Source organism: Dietzia sp. Cai40, from assembly GCF_014145165.1.
Lineage (GTDB): Bacteria > Actinomycetota > Actinomycetes > Mycobacteriales > Mycobacteriaceae > Dietzia > Dietzia natronolimnaea.
In genome coordinates this window covers 1-14,690 of the sequence record NZ_JAALEB010000102.1, presented here as the reverse complement: position 1 = coordinate 14,690, position 14,690 = coordinate 1, and the positions used below count along the sequence as shown (strand labels likewise).

The following is a 14,690-nucleotide window of genomic DNA, read 5'->3' as shown; positions in this document are numbered from 1 at the left end:
GGCCGGTCGGCGTCCCCCGACGCCAGCCCGCCCTCCGCCTGGGGGTCGTCGTACCCGCGGGCGGCCCGCACCACCCCGGCCGGGAGCCCTGCCGCCGACGCCTCGGGGACCGGTACGGACCTCAGGTCCACCACCGGTAGGTCACCGTCGGTGCGGATCGCGTCACCCCCGCCGTTGCGGGAGTGGTAGCCGGCGGAGAAGTTCTCGAGCACCCGAACACCCGCGGCGGGGACGTGGTAGCGGATCGAGTCCACGATGTAGTCGCGCTCCACGTCGATGTCCGCGTCGATCTTGTGCGTCACCTGGAGGGTGAACAGCGACAAACCCACGGCCCGGTCGTAGGTGCCGGCCCCGAGCCACTGCACGCGGTGGCCGCCGGGCAGCAGCCACCCGTCTGGGCACCGCCAGAACCGGACGTGGTGCCGTTGCGCGGCGTTGCCCTCGACCTCCTGCTGGTAGGCCAGACACTGCCTGCGTCCGAAGAGCCGCAGGGGGCTCACCGGCGCGGAGGGGTAGGACCGCCGGAGCACCGAGGACATGATGATGCCCCAGGAGGACCGGACCGTGATGTCGTCGGCCAGCACCCACCCGCAGGCCGTCATGGTCTCGTGGATCTGACGGGCGGTGCCGTCGACGGCCAGGTTGACCGGGTCCCCCAGCAACCCGTCAGACGTCCGGGTCCGCGCGATGAAGTATCCCGGCACGTACACCGAGGTGATCAGCGTCTGCAGCCGGGGCAGGACCAGATAGGCGACCAGTGCCCAGAACGGGATCAGGAGGAACAGATGCCACCAGGTGTGGCGCCACACGTCGTCCAACAGCCGCCAGCCGAGCCATCCGGCCGCGAGGGTGGCCAGGGTGAAGAACACGGTGTCGACGACCTGGCCGGGCAGCGCCGGCCGCACGTCGTCGTCCCGCACCTTGGACGGCAGGCGGGCGTAGACCGGGGGCGCGGTCGGCGCGGACCGCTCCGCGCCGGGCGTCTGCACCGCTCGCTCACTGGTGGACATGGCTAGACGATAGTCGGCGGTACCGGCCGTGCGGACCGCGATGACTGCCAGAATGTCCCCGTGCCCACGCCCGATCCGACCCCGGCCAGCAGCCGGGGTGTCCACGAGGAGTACCTGCGGTCGCTGGGACTGCCGCTGATGATCGTCCCGTCCACGCGGTCTCGCGAGATGCTCATCCGCTCCGCCGGAGTCAGCGCCGGTCTCGCGGTGGCCACGTCGGGTCTCTCCGCGTTGGACCGCTCGAACGATTACGCGGTGGCCCTGCTCGAGCGGGTCGGTGAGGATTCACCGGAGCTGGACGACATCGGGATCACAGATCCGATCATCCTGCTGCTCCTGCTGGCGCTCGGCTTGTTCGCCGCCGCGCCCTTGCTCGGGTGGCTGGTGGCCCGCGTGGTGCGACGCCTGGACCGGGTGTCCGGCTCGGTCGTCGGTCTCGTCTCGGCGGTCGCCCTCGTCGTGGCGGCACCTCTCACCTTCGAGGCCCATGACGGCCCCGGCCCGGCCACCACCTCGCTCCTCCTGGCGGGGGTGCTGGTGGGTACCTACATCGGTGTGGGTTCGCTGGTGCGCTGGGCCGCGCGGCGGGTCCGGCGCGAGCTCGGCACCATGGGCCACATGGTGGCCCGGGTCCTGCCGGTCCTCATGTTGGCCGTGCTGTTCCTGTTCTTCAGCGCGGAGATCTGGCAGGTGATGGTGGCGCTGTCCTGGCCGCGGACCTTCGCCGTGGTGGGCGTCATGGGTCTGCTCACCGTCCTGCTGGTGGCCATCACCACCCGGGACGACCTCCACGACGAGCTGGAGGCGCGGGCGCCGGGCCGGGAGCTGCGGATGTCCGAGCGGATCAACATCCTGCTGGTCCCGGTGCTGGCCACCCTCATCCAGGCCGTGTTGTTCGCCTGCCTGGTGTTCCTGTTCTTCGTGTTCCTGGGCTGGGTAGCCATACCGGAGGCCACCGAGACCCGGTGGACGCTGCGGCCGACGGAGGACCTGGGTGGCCTGTTGGCCGGCGTGCCCGTCAGCGTGACCCTGGTGCGCGTCGCGCTGACCCTCGCGGCGTTCTCCGCCCTCAACCTGGCCGCGGCGGCGGCCTCCGACTCCGCCCACCGGGCGCGGTTCGTCCGCCCCATGATCGACGAGGTGGTCCACGGCCTCGCCGCGCGCGAGACCTACCACCGGGCACGACGACGAGGCTGACCCCGACCCTCACGCCCCGCGGTTCTCCCGACCACGCACCCAGACCGTCACGAGCAGAGCGCCGGTCACGACCGCCGCCGCGACGCCCAGCGCGGCCACACCGAGGCGCACCTGGAGCACCGCGCCCGCCACCCCACCGAGCGCGAGCGCAGCCCACAGGGAGACCTGCTGACGATAGGGCGCCCACGACCCCCCGGCCAGCGCGTCCACCAGCCGGTGGGCGGACTTGACCACCGCACCGGTCATGTAGGTGACCCCGAGCGAGACCTCTCCCCGCGAGTGGAACACCGAGTTCATGGCACCCATCGACGCCGCGACCACCGTCATCGACAGCGGCGCCCCGACGACCGTGGCGGTCGTGAGCCGGTGCACCGCGAGCGCCACCAGCAGCAGGGTGGCGACCAGGGCCAGGACGGCCGGGCGATCATCCCGGGGACGGAGGCGGGTGACCACCGCACCGGCGACCGCGCCGAGGAAGAACGAGACCAGGACGACGGCCGCGATCCCCGCGCCGCCGAGGTCACCCTGCACCAGGTCGACGGCCATTCGCGTGGAGTTGCCGCTCATGAACGACACGAAGTAGCCACCCACCACGAGGAAGCCGACCGCGTCGACGAACCCCGCCGTGCCGGCCAGGACGACGGCGAGCAGTCGCTCTCGTCTGCGGAGATCACGCATCGGGTCGCGCCCGACCGGTCCGATCCCTGCCGGCCCGTCTCAGGATGACCGTCTCAGACCGGGTCGACGCCGAACAGTGCCGGCAGCGTCCCCTCGTGGGCGGCGCGCAGCTCTGCGGTGGTCAGGGTGAACTGCCCCTGGACCTCGAAGGTCCCCGAATCCGGGTCGGTGACGGCGATCCGGGTGTGCGGGATGTCCTGCGCGGTGAGCATCTGCTGGAAGCGGATCTCCTCGCCCCGGGGGACCGACACGATCACGCGGCCGGCCGACTCGGAGAAGAGCCACACGAACGGGTCCGCGTCGGCGGGCAGCACCACCCGGAGGCCGCACTCCCCGGCCAGGGCCGACTCCACGAGCGCCTGCGCGAGCCCGCCCTCCGACAGGTCGTGTGCGCCGGTGATCAGGCCGTCCTTGGAGCACGTGGCCAGGATACGGGCGAGTGTGGCCTCCCACCGCAGGTCGACCGTCGGGGGCATGCCTCCGAGGTGCTCGTGGGCGACCTGGGCCCAGATGGACCCGTCGAGCTCGTCGCGGGTCTCGCCGAGCAGGTAGACGTTCTCGCCGGGGGTGTCACCGAACGCGGTGGGCGTGCGGCGGGCGACGTCGTCGATCACTCCGAGCACGCCCACGACGGGCGTCGGCAGGATCGGGGTGGACCCGGTCTGGTTGTAGAAGGAGACGTTGCCGCCGGTGACGGGGATACCGAGCTCGGCACAACCGTCCGCCAGTCCGTGGACGGCCTCGCGGAACTGCCACATCACGCCCGGGTCCTCGGGCGAGCCGAAGTTGAGGCAATTGGTCACGGCGACCGGGGTGGCGCCGGTGACGGCGACATTGCGGTACGCCTCCGCCAGGGCCAGCCGGGCACCGGTGTACGGGTCGAGCTTGGTGTAGCGCCCCGACGCGTCGGTCGACAGTGCGATGCCGCGGCCGGACTCCTCGTCGATGCGCAGGACACCGCCGTCGGCGTTCTCCGCGAGGATCGTGTTGCCGCGGACGTAGCGGTCGTACTGCTCGGTGATGAACTTGCGCGAGCACAGGGCCGGGCTGGAGATCATGTCCACCAGGGTCCGGCGCAACTCGTCGCCGGTGGCCGGGCGGGCCAGGGTCGCGGTGGTGTCCGCCTGCAGGGCGTCCTGGTCGGAGGGCCGCTCGAGGGGGCGCTCGTAGACCGGCCCCTCGTCGGCCAGCGACTCGGGCGGGGCGTCCACCACGGTCTCACCGCGGAACTCGATGGTGAGCCGGTCGCCGTCGGTGACCTCGCCGATGTCGGCGGCCAACACGTCCCAGCGGCGGCACACGTCCATGAAGGCCTCGACGTTCTCCGGCGTCACCACGGCGCACATGCGCTCCTGCGACTCACTGGAGAGGATCTCGGCGGCGGACATGCCCTCCGCGCGCAGCGGGACGTTGTCGAGCACGATGTGCATGCCGCCGTCGCCGGCCGCGGCCAGCTCGGAGGTGGCGCACGCCAGGCCGGCACCGCCGAGGTCCTGGATGCCCACGACCAGCTCGTCGCGGTACAGCTCGAGGCAGCACTCGATGAGGACCTTCTCCATGAACGGGTCGCCCACCTGGACGCTGGGGAGCTTGCGCGGCTTGACCGGCGCTCCGTCCTCGTCCACATCGAAGGTCTCGGACGCCAGCACCGACACGCCACCGATCCCGTCGAGACCGGTGCGGGCACCGAACAGGATGATCCGGTTGCCGGTGCCGGAGGCGAACGCCAGGTGCAGGTCCTCCACGCGCATGACGCCCGCACCGAGGGCGTTGACCAGCGGATTGGCGGCGTACGACTCGTCGAACACCGTCTCACCACCGATGTTGGGCAGGCCCAGGCAGTTGCCGTACCCGCCGACCCCGGCCACGACGCCGGGGAGCACGCGGTGCGTGTCGTCGGCGTCGGCGGGGCCGAAGCGGAGCTGGTCCATCACGGCCACCGGCCGCGCGCCCATCGCCATGATGTCGCGGATGATCCCGCCGACACCGGTCGCGGCACCCTGGTACGGCTCGATGTAGGACGGGTGGTTGTGCGACTCGACCTTGAACGTCACCGCCCAGCCGTCACCGATGTCCACCACGCCGGCGTTCTCGCCGATCCCCGCGAGCATGGTGGACCGCATCTCGTCCGTGGTGGTCTCGCCGAAGTAGCGCAGGTGCACCTTGGACGACTTGTACGAGCAGTGCTCCGACCACATGACCGAGTACATGGCCAACTCGGCGTCCGTGGGCCGGCGGCCCAGGATCTCCCGGATGCGGGAGTACTCGTCCTCCTTGAGTCCGAGTTCCGCCCACGGCTGGGCCAACTCGGGGGTGTCGGAGGCGTGCGAGATGGAGTCCACGTGAGTCGTCACGGGGGCGAGTCTAGTCGGCCCGCGGCGGCCCGCGAATCCGCTACCAGCCGGGGCTAGGTGGACAGCACCTCGAAGGTCAGGCCGCCGCGCTCGACACGCTCGAGTAGTGCCTCCCCCATCGCCTGGGCGGTGGTGAGCTGTCCCGAGAGCGCGGGAAGATCGTCGAAGGCCAGACACAGGGCCGACTCCGCGATCATCATGGCCGTCTCGGTGTACCCGGGGTCGCCGCCGCACACCCGGGTGACCACCCGCCGCCCGCCCGCCAACGCCACGAAGGTCACGTCGAACGACGACCGGGCGCGGCGGGACTCACTGGGCCCGGCACCACGGTCGATCCGCTTGAGCATCTGCGACCTGATGGGGCCGATCTGGGCACCCACGGTCAGCGCCCCGACCCCGACCATGCCCGCCGTCGCGGTCAACGGCGACTTGACCGAGGCGTAGTGCGCGTAGGTGAAGTCCGGGCCGTAGCTCTCCAGCGCGGCCGCGGACCGCAACACGATCTGCGGGTCGATCGTGGGCAGCGGCACCAGCCAGCGGCCGAGAACGCTGTCGTGGTGCGGCTTGCCCGTCACCGACTTGATCCGCCGCCCCTCGACCCTGCCCTCCTTCTTGCGCCGCGCCTTCGCCGTGCGTCCGGCCTCACGGAGTCGGGCGAACTGGCCGATGGCCGAGTGGAAGGTGCCGCCGGAGAACTGGGCGTCGGCGTGGACCGCACCGTAGACCGCCACCGGCACACCCTCGGGTACCTGCTTCATCGTGTAGAACACCCCCATGTCGTGGGGGATGGAGTCGAACCCGCACGCGTGGATGATCCGTGCGCCGGAGGCCACGGCCTTGTCGTGGTACTCGAGGTACATGCGGTCGGCGAACTCGGGCTCGCCCGTCAGGTCCACGTAGTCGGTCCCGGCCTCGGCGCACGCGGCGACGAGCGGCTCGCCGTACTCGAGGTACGGCCCGACGGTGGTGATGACGACCCGGGCCGCGCGGGCCATGTCCGCCAGCGAGCCCGGATCCTCGGTGTCCGCCACCACGACCCCCGGGGCCGGGACGTCGGGCATCTCGGCGGCGAGGCGAGCGACGAGCGCGTCGAGCTTGGTCCGGTTCCGACCCGCCACGGCCCACGACCCACCCTCGGGCAGGTTCCGCAGCAGATAGTCGGCCACCAGACCACCGGTGAATCCGGTCGCCCCGTAGAGGACGATGTCGAACGGCCTGGCGGCCTTCTCGGACGCGGACACGGGCTGGGTGCTGGATTCGCTCACCCCACGGTTCTACCGCATCTCGCGCCACCGACGGATGGGCCGGTGAGTAGATGGTCAGACCGCACGGCCACCATGTCTATTCTCGGTTCACTCCAGACCCATGAGTGACTTCTGTCATATCGGCCAGAAAGGTGAACGAACGCCTAAGTAGTTGTGCAAAACTTCACCTATGCGTGCGATCATCCGGGTCGCCGCAGCTCATCCCGCCGAGCGGGATACCAACCTTAGGAGAACCCTATGGACCTGACTGGTTCGATCGGCGAAGCATTCGCACCCCTCAGCACCGAGTTGATCGGAAGCGCCGACCCCGTCGGCTCGTCCTTCGTCGACACCCTGTCGGCCGCGCTGTACATCGGCCCGAACCTGCTCCTGAGCTTCATCGGCGACCTCGGCGCCGACCTCGGCAGCAGCGGCAGCCTCTTCGGCGACGCATGAACCTCCCGCTCTGACGTTCGCGGCAAGAACGAGGGCCCGCCGGGATCACTCCCGGCGGGCCCTTTGCTGTAGCCGCGGCGTGAGGATCAGACCTTGACCACCGCATCCAACGCGGAGAGGAAAAGCCCGAGCCCGTCGTCGGACGGCCCGGTCAGCGGGTCGATCGCGTGCTCGGGATGGGGCATGAGGCCCACCACCCGTCCGTTCTCGGAACAGATGCCGGCGATCCCGTTGGTCGAGCCGTTGGGGGCGTCGCCCGCGAAGCGGAAGACCACGCGCCCCTCGGCCTCGAGCTGCTCGATGGTCTCGGGCGTGGCCATGTACCGGCCCTCTCCGGACTTCAGAGGGATGAGGATCTCCGCCCCCTCCTCGAACCGGCTGGTCCACGCGGTGCCGGTGTTCTCCACTCGCAGCCACTCGTCACGGCAGATGAAGTGCATGTCGCGGTTGCGCCCCATGGCGCCGGGGAGCAGCCCGGCCTCGCACAGGATCTGGAAGCCGTTGCAGATGCCCAGGACCGGCATGCCGCCGCGGGCCGCCGTGATGACCTCGCCCATGACGGGGGCCATCGAGGCGATCGCGCCGCAGCGAAGGTAATCGCCGTAGGAGAAACCGCCGGGGACCACCACCGCGTCGACGCCCTGGAGGTCCGCGTCGTCATGCCACAGCGAGACCGCCTGCGCGCCGGACCTGGTGATGGCGCGTGAGGCGTCGATGTCGTCGAGCGTGCCGGGGAAGGTGATGACGCCGATCCGTGCGGTCACGAGGCCGCCTCCGCGGTGTCCACGCGGACGACCTTCCAGTCCTCGATCACCGTGTTGGCCAGCAGCGACGAGGCGATCTCCTCGAGCTCGGCGTCCGACACGCCGTCGGCGACCTCGAGCTCGAACCGCTTGCCCTGACGGACGTCGGTGACGCCCGGGTGGCCGAGACGGCCCAGGGCCCGGTGGATGGCCTGGCCCTGCGGATCGAGGATCTCGGCCTTGGGCATGACTTCGACGACGACTCGGGCCACGGTGGAACTCCTCGATCGGTGGAAACGCGGGGCGGACCCGGACCTGCCGGGGCTCGACTGCCGATCCTACCCGGACTCGGCGGGGCCACCGAACGGCTCACGCAGCGGGGGATCGCGCCCCTCGCTCAGGCCGCGGAGGCCAATGCGACCGCCGGCCACTCATAGCGGCCGGTGACGGCTCCGTGCTCCCCGGTCACCCGGTCCACCGCGTCCAGCAGCGCCGACCGCGGCGCCCGGCGCGAGAGCTGCGTGGCGGAGACGTTGACGCGCACCAGCCCTCCGGCCGCCGCTGTCCGACACGCCGCGGTGACGAGGGCCCGGCACCACCAGGCATCGGCGAGGAACCCCTCCCCGATCGACAGCGCACGGCCACGCTCCGTGGTCCCGCGGACCACGTCGTGGACGCCGGTGAGAGAGGCACAGACCCGGAAGCCCGCCCCGGGCAACGCCTCGAGACAGCCCGGCGACGCGTTCCACCGTGGTGGGGCGAACAGCCGCGTCCGAAGACCCATGTCGGCCATGATCCGGTCCGCGGCGGCCAGACGGACGGCCGCCTCCGCGGGTCCGATGGAGGCGAACTCGGGCCTGCGCGGTCGGGTCGCGGCCTCGTCGTAGCCGCCCAACACGATCGAGTCACCCCGCTCGCGACGGTGGCGTAGCCAGCCCTGCGTGGCCCTGTCCTCCGTCATCCGGTACTCGCGCCCCCGCCTCGGCGCGACGAGCAGCGAGACGGGCACCGACCGCCGCTCGAGTTCGCCGACCAGATCCACGGCACCCTCCAGCGTCGACTCCCGCAGGCCCGAGACGGAGACGATGAGGCGGGCGGTGGCCGGGCGCGGTGTCATGGAGCCCATCGTCGCAGCCGGTGATGACAGCGTGACGACGACGAGGTGTACGTCCGGTGTCCCGACCGGACGCGTGTCTTGACCGGAGGTGACGTCCCGGCCGGAGGTGACGCTCCGGGACGGGGTCAGACCGGGAGGACGTCCTCGATCGCCTCGGTGAGTTCGGGGGCACCGGGCTCCACCTTGGGGCGGAAGCGGCCCACGACCTCACCCGTCGGGGACAGCAGGAATTTCTCGAAGTTCCACTGCACGTCACCGGCCTCACCGTCTGCGTCGGCGACCGCGGTCAGTTCCGCGTACAGCGGGTGCCGGTCGGGGCCGTTGACGTCGACCTTGGCGGCCAGGGGGAAGGTGATGCCGTACTTCTCGGTGGTGAACTCCTTGATCGCGCCCTCGTCGCCGGGCTCCTGCCCCATGAACTGGTTGCACGGGAACCCCAGGACGAAGAACCCGCGGTCGCGATAGTCGTCGGCCAGCTCCTGCAGGCCCTCGTACTGCGGGGTGAGCCCGCACTCGCTCGCGACGTTGACCACCAGGACGGCGTGCCCCGAGTAGTCACCGAGTCGGGCCTGCTCGCCGTCGATGGTCGTGAAGGTGATGTCGTGGAGGCTGCTCATGTGAGCCAGCTTACGCGGTTGCCACCCTTGACATATCGTTGGGTTTTTACAACACTGCATTGCATGAGCCCAGTGCGACGGGGAGAAAAGCTCCCCATCTACAACCGGATCGCCGTCCTGCGGGCCGAGCACCGACTCAGCCGGGCCTCGCTCGCGGAACGGATCGAGGTCAACCCCCAGACCGTGGGTGCGCTCGAACGGGGCGACCACTACCCCAGCCTGGATCTGGCCTTCCGCATCTGCGCGGTGTTCGACCTGCCGGTCGAGGCCGTCTTCTCCCGCGAGGAGTTCCAGCCGATGTCCACCGAGATCTACCGCCGCACACGAGAGGACACTCCATGAGCACCGCGACCGACCACACCCTGACCTCCGCCGAGCGTCGCTACGAGAAGACCGTCGACCGGCTCTCCACCAGCCTGCTCTCGTGGCGCACCCCGGAACGCCGCCGACTGCTGGTCCGGTTGAACTGGGCATGCGTCGCGGTCATGGCAGCGATCGCCGTCGCCGGGTTCTTCTGGCTCCCGATCGTGATCGCCTGGCTGCCCATGACCGTGGCCATCTGCACGGTGTGGACGATGCTGCGCACCGTCATCGACGTCAAGGACTCCGCGCCGCCGCGCTACCTCGACGAGTTCGAGACACAGACCCTCCTGCACGCCAGATCCACCGCACTGTCGGTGCTCGTGGGAATCTGCTTCGTGATCGGACTGGTGCTGGTGTTCGGCTCCACGATGGAACTCGGCGACGGCCACCGCCTCGCCTACGCGATGGGCGGACTCGCTGTCCTGGCGGTGTTCGTCGGGGGGATCATCCCCGCCGCCGCGATGGCCGGGACCATGGACCCCGCCGACCCCGCCGACCCCGCCGACAGCTGACCAGGACTGACGAGGACGACCGCGCTCGAGCGTCTGCCGGCCTGAACGGCTGCGGGTCCGGCCCTATCCGGCGCCGGCCGTGCGGACCGTCCACGCGTACTCGAACGCGGTCTGGCGCCACCGCTCGTACCGTCCGGACACGCCCCCGTGGCCGGCGCTCATCTCGCAGCGCAACAGCACCGGGCGGTCCGCCGAGTCGGCCGAGGTCGACACCGCCCGGAGCCTGGCCACCCACTTGGCGGGCTCGACGTAGAGCACCCGGGTGTCGTTGAGCGAGGTCACCGCCAGGATCGCCGGGTAGTCCTTGGCCTCGACGTTCTCGTACGGCGCGTAGGAGGCCATGTAGTCGTAGACCTCCTCAGAGTGCAGCGGATCGCCCCACTCGTCCCACTCGATCACCGTCAGCGGGAGCTCCGGCATGAGGATCGAGGTGAGCGGATCGACGAACGGGACGACCGCCTGGATGCCGACGAACAATTCCGGCGCGAGGTTGGCCACAGCGCCCATGAGCAGGCCACCCGCGCTGCCGCCCTCCGCCACCAACCGGTCCGGGGCGGTGAGCCCGGAGTCGACCAGGTGCCGCGCGCAGTCGACGAAGTCCGTGAAGGTGTTCCGCTTGGTCAGGGTCTTGCCCTGCTCGTACCAGAGGCGCCCCATCTCACCGCCGCCCCGCACGTGCGCGACCGCGTAGGCCATCCCCCGGTCGAGCAGCGAGAGCCGGGCCACCGAGAAGGCGGGGTCGATGCTGGTCTCGTACGAACCGTAGCCGTACAGCAGGGTCGGAACCTGCTCGCCCGCGTCGATCCGGGCTGCGGTCTCCAGCGACATCACCAGGGAGATCGGCAGCTGGGTGCCGTCCCCGGCAGTGGCCCAGTCCCGGCGCTGCACGTACCCGGCCGGGTCGTAGCCGCCCAGCACCTCCTGCTCGCGCAACAGGGTCCGCTCCCCCGTGGCCAGCGCCAGGGAGTAGATGCGGCCCGGGGTGACGAACGAGCCGAACCCGAACCTCAGCACCGGTGCGTCCCACTCCGGGTTCGACCCCGGGCCGGAGGTGAACAGTTCCTCGTCGAACTCCACGGGAGTGAACCCGGAATACGCCTCCACACCCACGGTCGACGCGGGATCCAGCGGCATCAGGGAGAACCGGGGCAGCGCCTGCTCCCGGTACCCGAGCACCAGCACGCGGGCGAACGCGTCGACCCCCTCCACCCGCACGTCGTCGCGGTGCGGCACGAGCGGGTCCAGTTCGCGGAAGTCACGGTCGACCGGTCCGGCGGGCGCCTCGACCACGGCGAAGTTGGGCGACCCCGCGTTGTGGGTGATGAGGAAGCGATCCAAGCCGCCGACGACCGCGTGCTCGACGTCGTACTCGACGCCCTCCTCGCGAGGTCGTACGCACCAGAACTCGCCCGCCGGGTCGGCGGAGTCCAGGCACCACACCTCGGTGGTGATCTTGGACCCCGCGGCGATCTGCAGGTACTTCTCGCTGCGCGTCTCGCCGACCCCGATCCAGTAGGACTCGTCGGGCTCGTGGAACACCTCGTCGTCGTCGTCCCGGGTCGTCCCCAGGCGGTGACGCCACACGGTGTGGGGGCGCCACGCCTCGTCGACCGTCACATAGAAGACGTACTGGCCGTCGCGGGACCAGGTCACGCCGGCCGCGATGCCCGAGATCTCCTCGTCAGGCGCCGTGTAGTCGGGATCCAGGGATCGGAAACGCAGGGTGTAGCGCTCGTCGCCCTCGGTGTCGGTGGCCCAGGCGAGGACGCGGCCGTCGTGGCTGACCGAGAACGCGCCGAGCGCGAAGTACTCGTGCCCCTCGGCCTCGGCGTTGCCGTCCAGCAACAGCTGCTCCCCGGGGAGCTCGACACCGGGCGAGACCTCAGGCGGGACCCACCCGGCCGGGTCGCCGGGATCCGCCACGAACTCGGGAGGCACGGGGACGCGGCAGTGCCGCGCGTAGGACAGGCCTTCCGATGTGCGGGAGAAGTACCACCAGCCGGCGGCCCGCACGGGAACCGACATGTCGGTCTCCTTGACGCGGGAACGGATCTCCTCGTAGACCTCGTCCTCGAGCGGCTTCTGCCCGGCCGTCATCGCGTCCGTGTACGCGTTCTCCGCCTCCAGGTACTCGCGGGTCGCCGGGGCGTCCTTGTCGCGCAGCCACTCGTAGTCGTCCACGAAGACGCGGCCGTGGTGCTCACGGCGGTGGGGGCGGCGCTCGGCCCGGGGAGGCTCTGGGACCTGCCGGCCATCGGTGGTGGTGTCGCTGTCGGTGGTGGTGTCGGTCCGGCTGCCGGTGGCGTCAGAGGCACTCATGCGGACTCACCGCCGAGCCACTCCGAGAACTCCAGACCGGAGATCCGCTCGTACGCCTCGATGTACCGTGCCCGGGTCGCGTCGACCACCTCCGGCGGTAGCGGGGGCGGCGGCGAGTCCGAGTCCCGGTCCCAGCCCGAGTCCGGGCCGGTGAGCCAGTCGCGCACGAACTGTTTGTCGAAGCTCGGCTGGACGCGGCCGGCCTGGTACCCGTCCGCCGGCCAGTACCGGGAGGAGTCCGGGGTGAGCACCTCGTCGGCCAGGATCAGCTCGCCCCCGGACAGCCCGAACTCGAACTTCGTGTCCGCGAGCAGTACCCCACGGTCGGCGGCCATCGCGGCCGCCCGCGCGTACACCTCCAGGGTGGCGGTCCGGAGCCGGCCGGCCAGCTCGTCGCCGACGATCCCGGCGAGTTGCTCGAACGAGATGTTCTCGTCATGGTCCCCCACCGCGGCCTTGGTGGCGGGGGTGAAGATCGGCTCCGGCAGCCTGCTGGCCTCGACGAGCCCCTCGGGGAGCTCGACGCCACACACCGACCCCGACTCGAGGTACTCGACCATCCCGGACCCGGTGAGATAACCGCGGGCGACGCACTCGGCCTGCACCATCTCGAGGCGGCGCACCACCATCGCGCGGCCGAGCACCTCGGCGGGGATCCGCTCGTCGTCGAGAGGCCCGGCCAGGTGGTTCGGCACGTCGAGGGCGTCGAAGAAATAGGCGCTCATGGCGGTGAGCACCCGGCCCTTGTCGGGGATCGGCGTGCCGAGCACGTGGTCGTACGCCGAGATCCGGTCGGTGGCCACCAGGAGCAGCGTCTCGCCGTCGATCTCGTATAACTCGCGGACCTTCCCGGCGGCGAGATGGCGGTAGGAGGAGAGCTCGGGTCGCATGGGGGCCAGCGTAGTCGGCGCCCCTGCGGACGCCCCGCCGGACGAGCGGTATATGCCCGGACGCAGGGGCCGTCAGCCCAGCCGCGCGTCCAGCCACTCCCCGAGCGCCGCGTACGCCTCGTCCGCACACCGGTCGTTGAACAGTTCGTGCAGACCGCCCTCGAACTCCCGGTAGGTGATCTCCGGCCGCGGGTCGTGGTCCGATCCCGCGACCTGGGCGAACCGACGGGCGCCCGTCGGCGAGGTGATGGAGTCCGCCGACCCGTTGATCACCAGGGTCGGCACCCGCAGGGCGCTCGAGCGCTGCAGGAACTTCTGCCCGCCCGCGAGGAGGGTCCCGGCTGCCAGCGCCGGCACCCCCTTGTGGTGCACGAGCGGGTCGGAGGTGTAGTCCGCCACGTACTCGGGAACGCGGGAGATCTCGTTCGGGTCCAGCTTCTCCACCGGGAGGAACGGCAGGAGGCGGGCGATCACCGGGGCCACCGCCCGGAGCGGCGCGGGTGTGCTCTCGCCCACGACGATGCCGGGAGAGGACAGGATCAGCCCCGCCAGGTCCCATGGACGCCGCAGGGCGGACTCCCCCGCGATCAACCCGCCCATCGAGTGCCCCATGAGGAGACGGGGCAGGGACCCGGTCCCCACGCCCTCGGGGGTCCGGGTCCATTCCAGGACAGCGTCGCGGACGGCGAGGTTGTCCCGGATGTGGGTCTGAGTGTCGACCCTGGCCCGCGGTCCGGGGGCCGTGCCGTGCCCCCGGAGGTCGTAGGTGACCACGTTCACGCCGCGGTCCACCAGGAACCCCACCGTCCGCCCGTACCGGCCGGAGTGCTCACCGAAGCCGTGGACCAGCAGGAGCAGGGCCCGGGGAGTCTCGGCGTGGTGCAGGGTCGCCTGCAGGCCGGAGGTACCGGGGACGGGGATGACGGTCTCGCGCATGCGCCGAGACTAGCGCCCGGAGGCCGCCGGCCTCCCCCAAAGGTGCCAACCGGTTCTCCACCTCCGGCCTCAAGACCGGCGGCCGCGCGCGGACGAGCATGGAACCGGTCAGAGAATTCTGTCCGGACGCGGTCCGGACACCCACAGCGCAGGAGGTCCCCGTGGTTCCCACCACCCTCGCACCGGCGCCGGAGCCCACCTCCGGTCGCCGCGGCACCCGGCTCACTCGCCGGACTCGGCGCGCGGCCGCCGCG

Annotated in this window: 15 protein-coding genes; 4 read left to right on the top strand and 11 right to left on the bottom strand. The window is 70.9% G+C overall.

What is annotated here, in order from left to right; genetic code table 11:
* Nucleotides 1-1,010 (bottom strand): LssY C-terminal domain-containing protein (locus tag G6022_RS04935; RefSeq protein WP_241731057.1); only part of this gene is annotated, 1,010 nt, incomplete at its 3' end.
* Between the two features lie 60 nt (nt 1,011-1,070).
* Between G6022_RS04935 and G6022_RS04930 the strand changes: the two genes are divergently transcribed.
* Nucleotides 1,071-2,207, top strand: a complete 1,137-nt coding sequence (locus G6022_RS04930; RefSeq protein WP_182691091.1) for a hypothetical protein — start codon at nt 1,071-1,073, stop codon at nt 2,205-2,207.
* A 9-nt stretch (nt 2,208-2,216) separates the two neighbouring features.
* Here the strand turns inward: G6022_RS04930 and G6022_RS04925 are convergent, their stop codons facing one another.
* Genes G6022_RS04925 through G6022_RS04915 form a run of 3 tightly spaced genes read right to left on the bottom strand, consistent with a single transcriptional unit; the run spans nt 2,217 to nt 6,504 of the window.
* Complete coding sequence (locus tag G6022_RS04925; protein WP_179524609.1) at nt 2,217-2,885, bottom strand: DUF1275 family protein; 669 nt, start codon at nt 2,883-2,885, stop codon at nt 2,217-2,219.
* 53 nt (nt 2,886-2,938) lie between these two features.
* Entirely contained in the window at nt 2,939-5,239 is a 2,301-nt protein-coding gene (gene purL / locus G6022_RS04920; protein ID WP_182616860.1) for a phosphoribosylformylglycinamidine synthase subunit PurL, read from the bottom strand.
* A 53-nt stretch (nt 5,240-5,292) separates the two neighbouring features.
* Nucleotides 5,293-6,504 (bottom strand): saccharopine dehydrogenase NADP-binding domain-containing protein, encoded by a 1,212-nt coding sequence (locus G6022_RS04915; RefSeq protein WP_182639789.1) that lies wholly within the window; start codon nt 6,502-6,504, stop codon nt 5,293-5,295.
* 237 nt (nt 6,505-6,741) lie between these two features.
* On the opposite strand from G6022_RS04915, the gene G6022_RS04910 reads away from it, so the two are divergent.
* Nucleotides 6,742-6,939, top strand: a complete 198-nt coding sequence (locus tag G6022_RS04910; protein ID WP_182639788.1) for a hypothetical protein — start codon at nt 6,742-6,744, stop codon at nt 6,937-6,939.
* 86 nt (nt 6,940-7,025) lie between these two features.
* Here the strand turns inward: G6022_RS04910 and purQ are convergent, their stop codons facing one another.
* The 4 genes from purQ to G6022_RS04890 all read right to left on the bottom strand — a co-directional run bounded on the left by purQ (nt 7,026) and on the right by G6022_RS04890 (nt 9,416).
* Entirely contained in the window at nt 7,026-7,703 is a 678-nt protein-coding gene (purQ, locus tag G6022_RS04905; protein WP_182639787.1) for a phosphoribosylformylglycinamidine synthase subunit PurQ, read from the bottom strand.
* Nucleotides 7,700-7,954 (bottom strand): phosphoribosylformylglycinamidine synthase subunit PurS, encoded by a 255-nt coding sequence (gene purS, locus G6022_RS04900; protein WP_182615277.1) that lies wholly within the window; start codon nt 7,952-7,954, stop codon nt 7,700-7,702. Before purS ends, purQ begins: the two co-directional genes overlap by 4 nt.
* A gap of 125 nt (nt 7,955-8,079) precedes the next feature.
* Nucleotides 8,080-8,799, bottom strand: coding sequence for a DUF2334 domain-containing protein (locus G6022_RS04895; protein WP_182615279.1), 720 nt, complete (start codon nt 8,797-8,799; stop codon nt 8,080-8,082).
* 125 nt (nt 8,800-8,924) lie between these two features.
* Nucleotides 8,925-9,416 (bottom strand): glutathione peroxidase, encoded by a 492-nt coding sequence (locus G6022_RS04890; RefSeq protein WP_017835291.1) that lies wholly within the window; start codon nt 9,414-9,416, stop codon nt 8,925-8,927.
* Between the two features lie 63 nt (nt 9,417-9,479).
* Here G6022_RS04890 and G6022_RS04885 point away from each other — a divergent pair, with 63 nt between their 5' ends.
* Nucleotides 9,480-9,758: a helix-turn-helix transcriptional regulator gene (locus G6022_RS04885; RefSeq protein WP_031264401.1), complete on the top strand. Its 279-nt coding sequence runs from the start codon at nt 9,480-9,482 to the stop codon at nt 9,756-9,758.
* A complete protein-coding gene (locus G6022_RS04880) occupies nt 9,755-10,291 on the top strand; it encodes a hypothetical protein (protein ID WP_017835293.1) in 537 nt (178 codons plus the stop codon). The genes G6022_RS04885 and G6022_RS04880 overlap by 4 nt, the downstream gene beginning before the upstream one ends.
* Nucleotides 10,292-10,354: 63 nt before the next feature.
* Here G6022_RS04880 and G6022_RS04875 read toward each other — a convergent pair whose 3' ends face one another.
* The 3 genes from G6022_RS04875 to G6022_RS04865 all read right to left on the bottom strand — a co-directional run bounded on the left by G6022_RS04875 (nt 10,355) and on the right by G6022_RS04865 (nt 14,436).
* Nucleotides 10,355-12,610: a S9 family peptidase gene (locus G6022_RS04875; RefSeq protein ID WP_182639785.1), complete on the bottom strand. Its 2,256-nt coding sequence runs from the start codon at nt 12,608-12,610 to the stop codon at nt 10,355-10,357.
* The gene (locus tag G6022_RS04870; protein WP_182639784.1) at nt 12,607-13,500 is read right to left on the bottom strand and encodes a phosphoribosylaminoimidazolesuccinocarboxamide synthase; all 894 of its coding nucleotides are present in this window, start codon (nt 13,498-13,500) and stop codon (nt 12,607-12,609) included. Before G6022_RS04870 ends, G6022_RS04875 begins: the two co-directional genes overlap by 4 nt.
* A gap of 72 nt (nt 13,501-13,572) precedes the next feature.
* Nucleotides 13,573-14,436, bottom strand: coding sequence for an alpha/beta hydrolase (locus G6022_RS04865; RefSeq protein WP_182639783.1), 864 nt, complete (start codon nt 14,434-14,436; stop codon nt 13,573-13,575).
* Between the last annotated feature and the right edge of the window lie 254 nt (nt 14,437-14,690).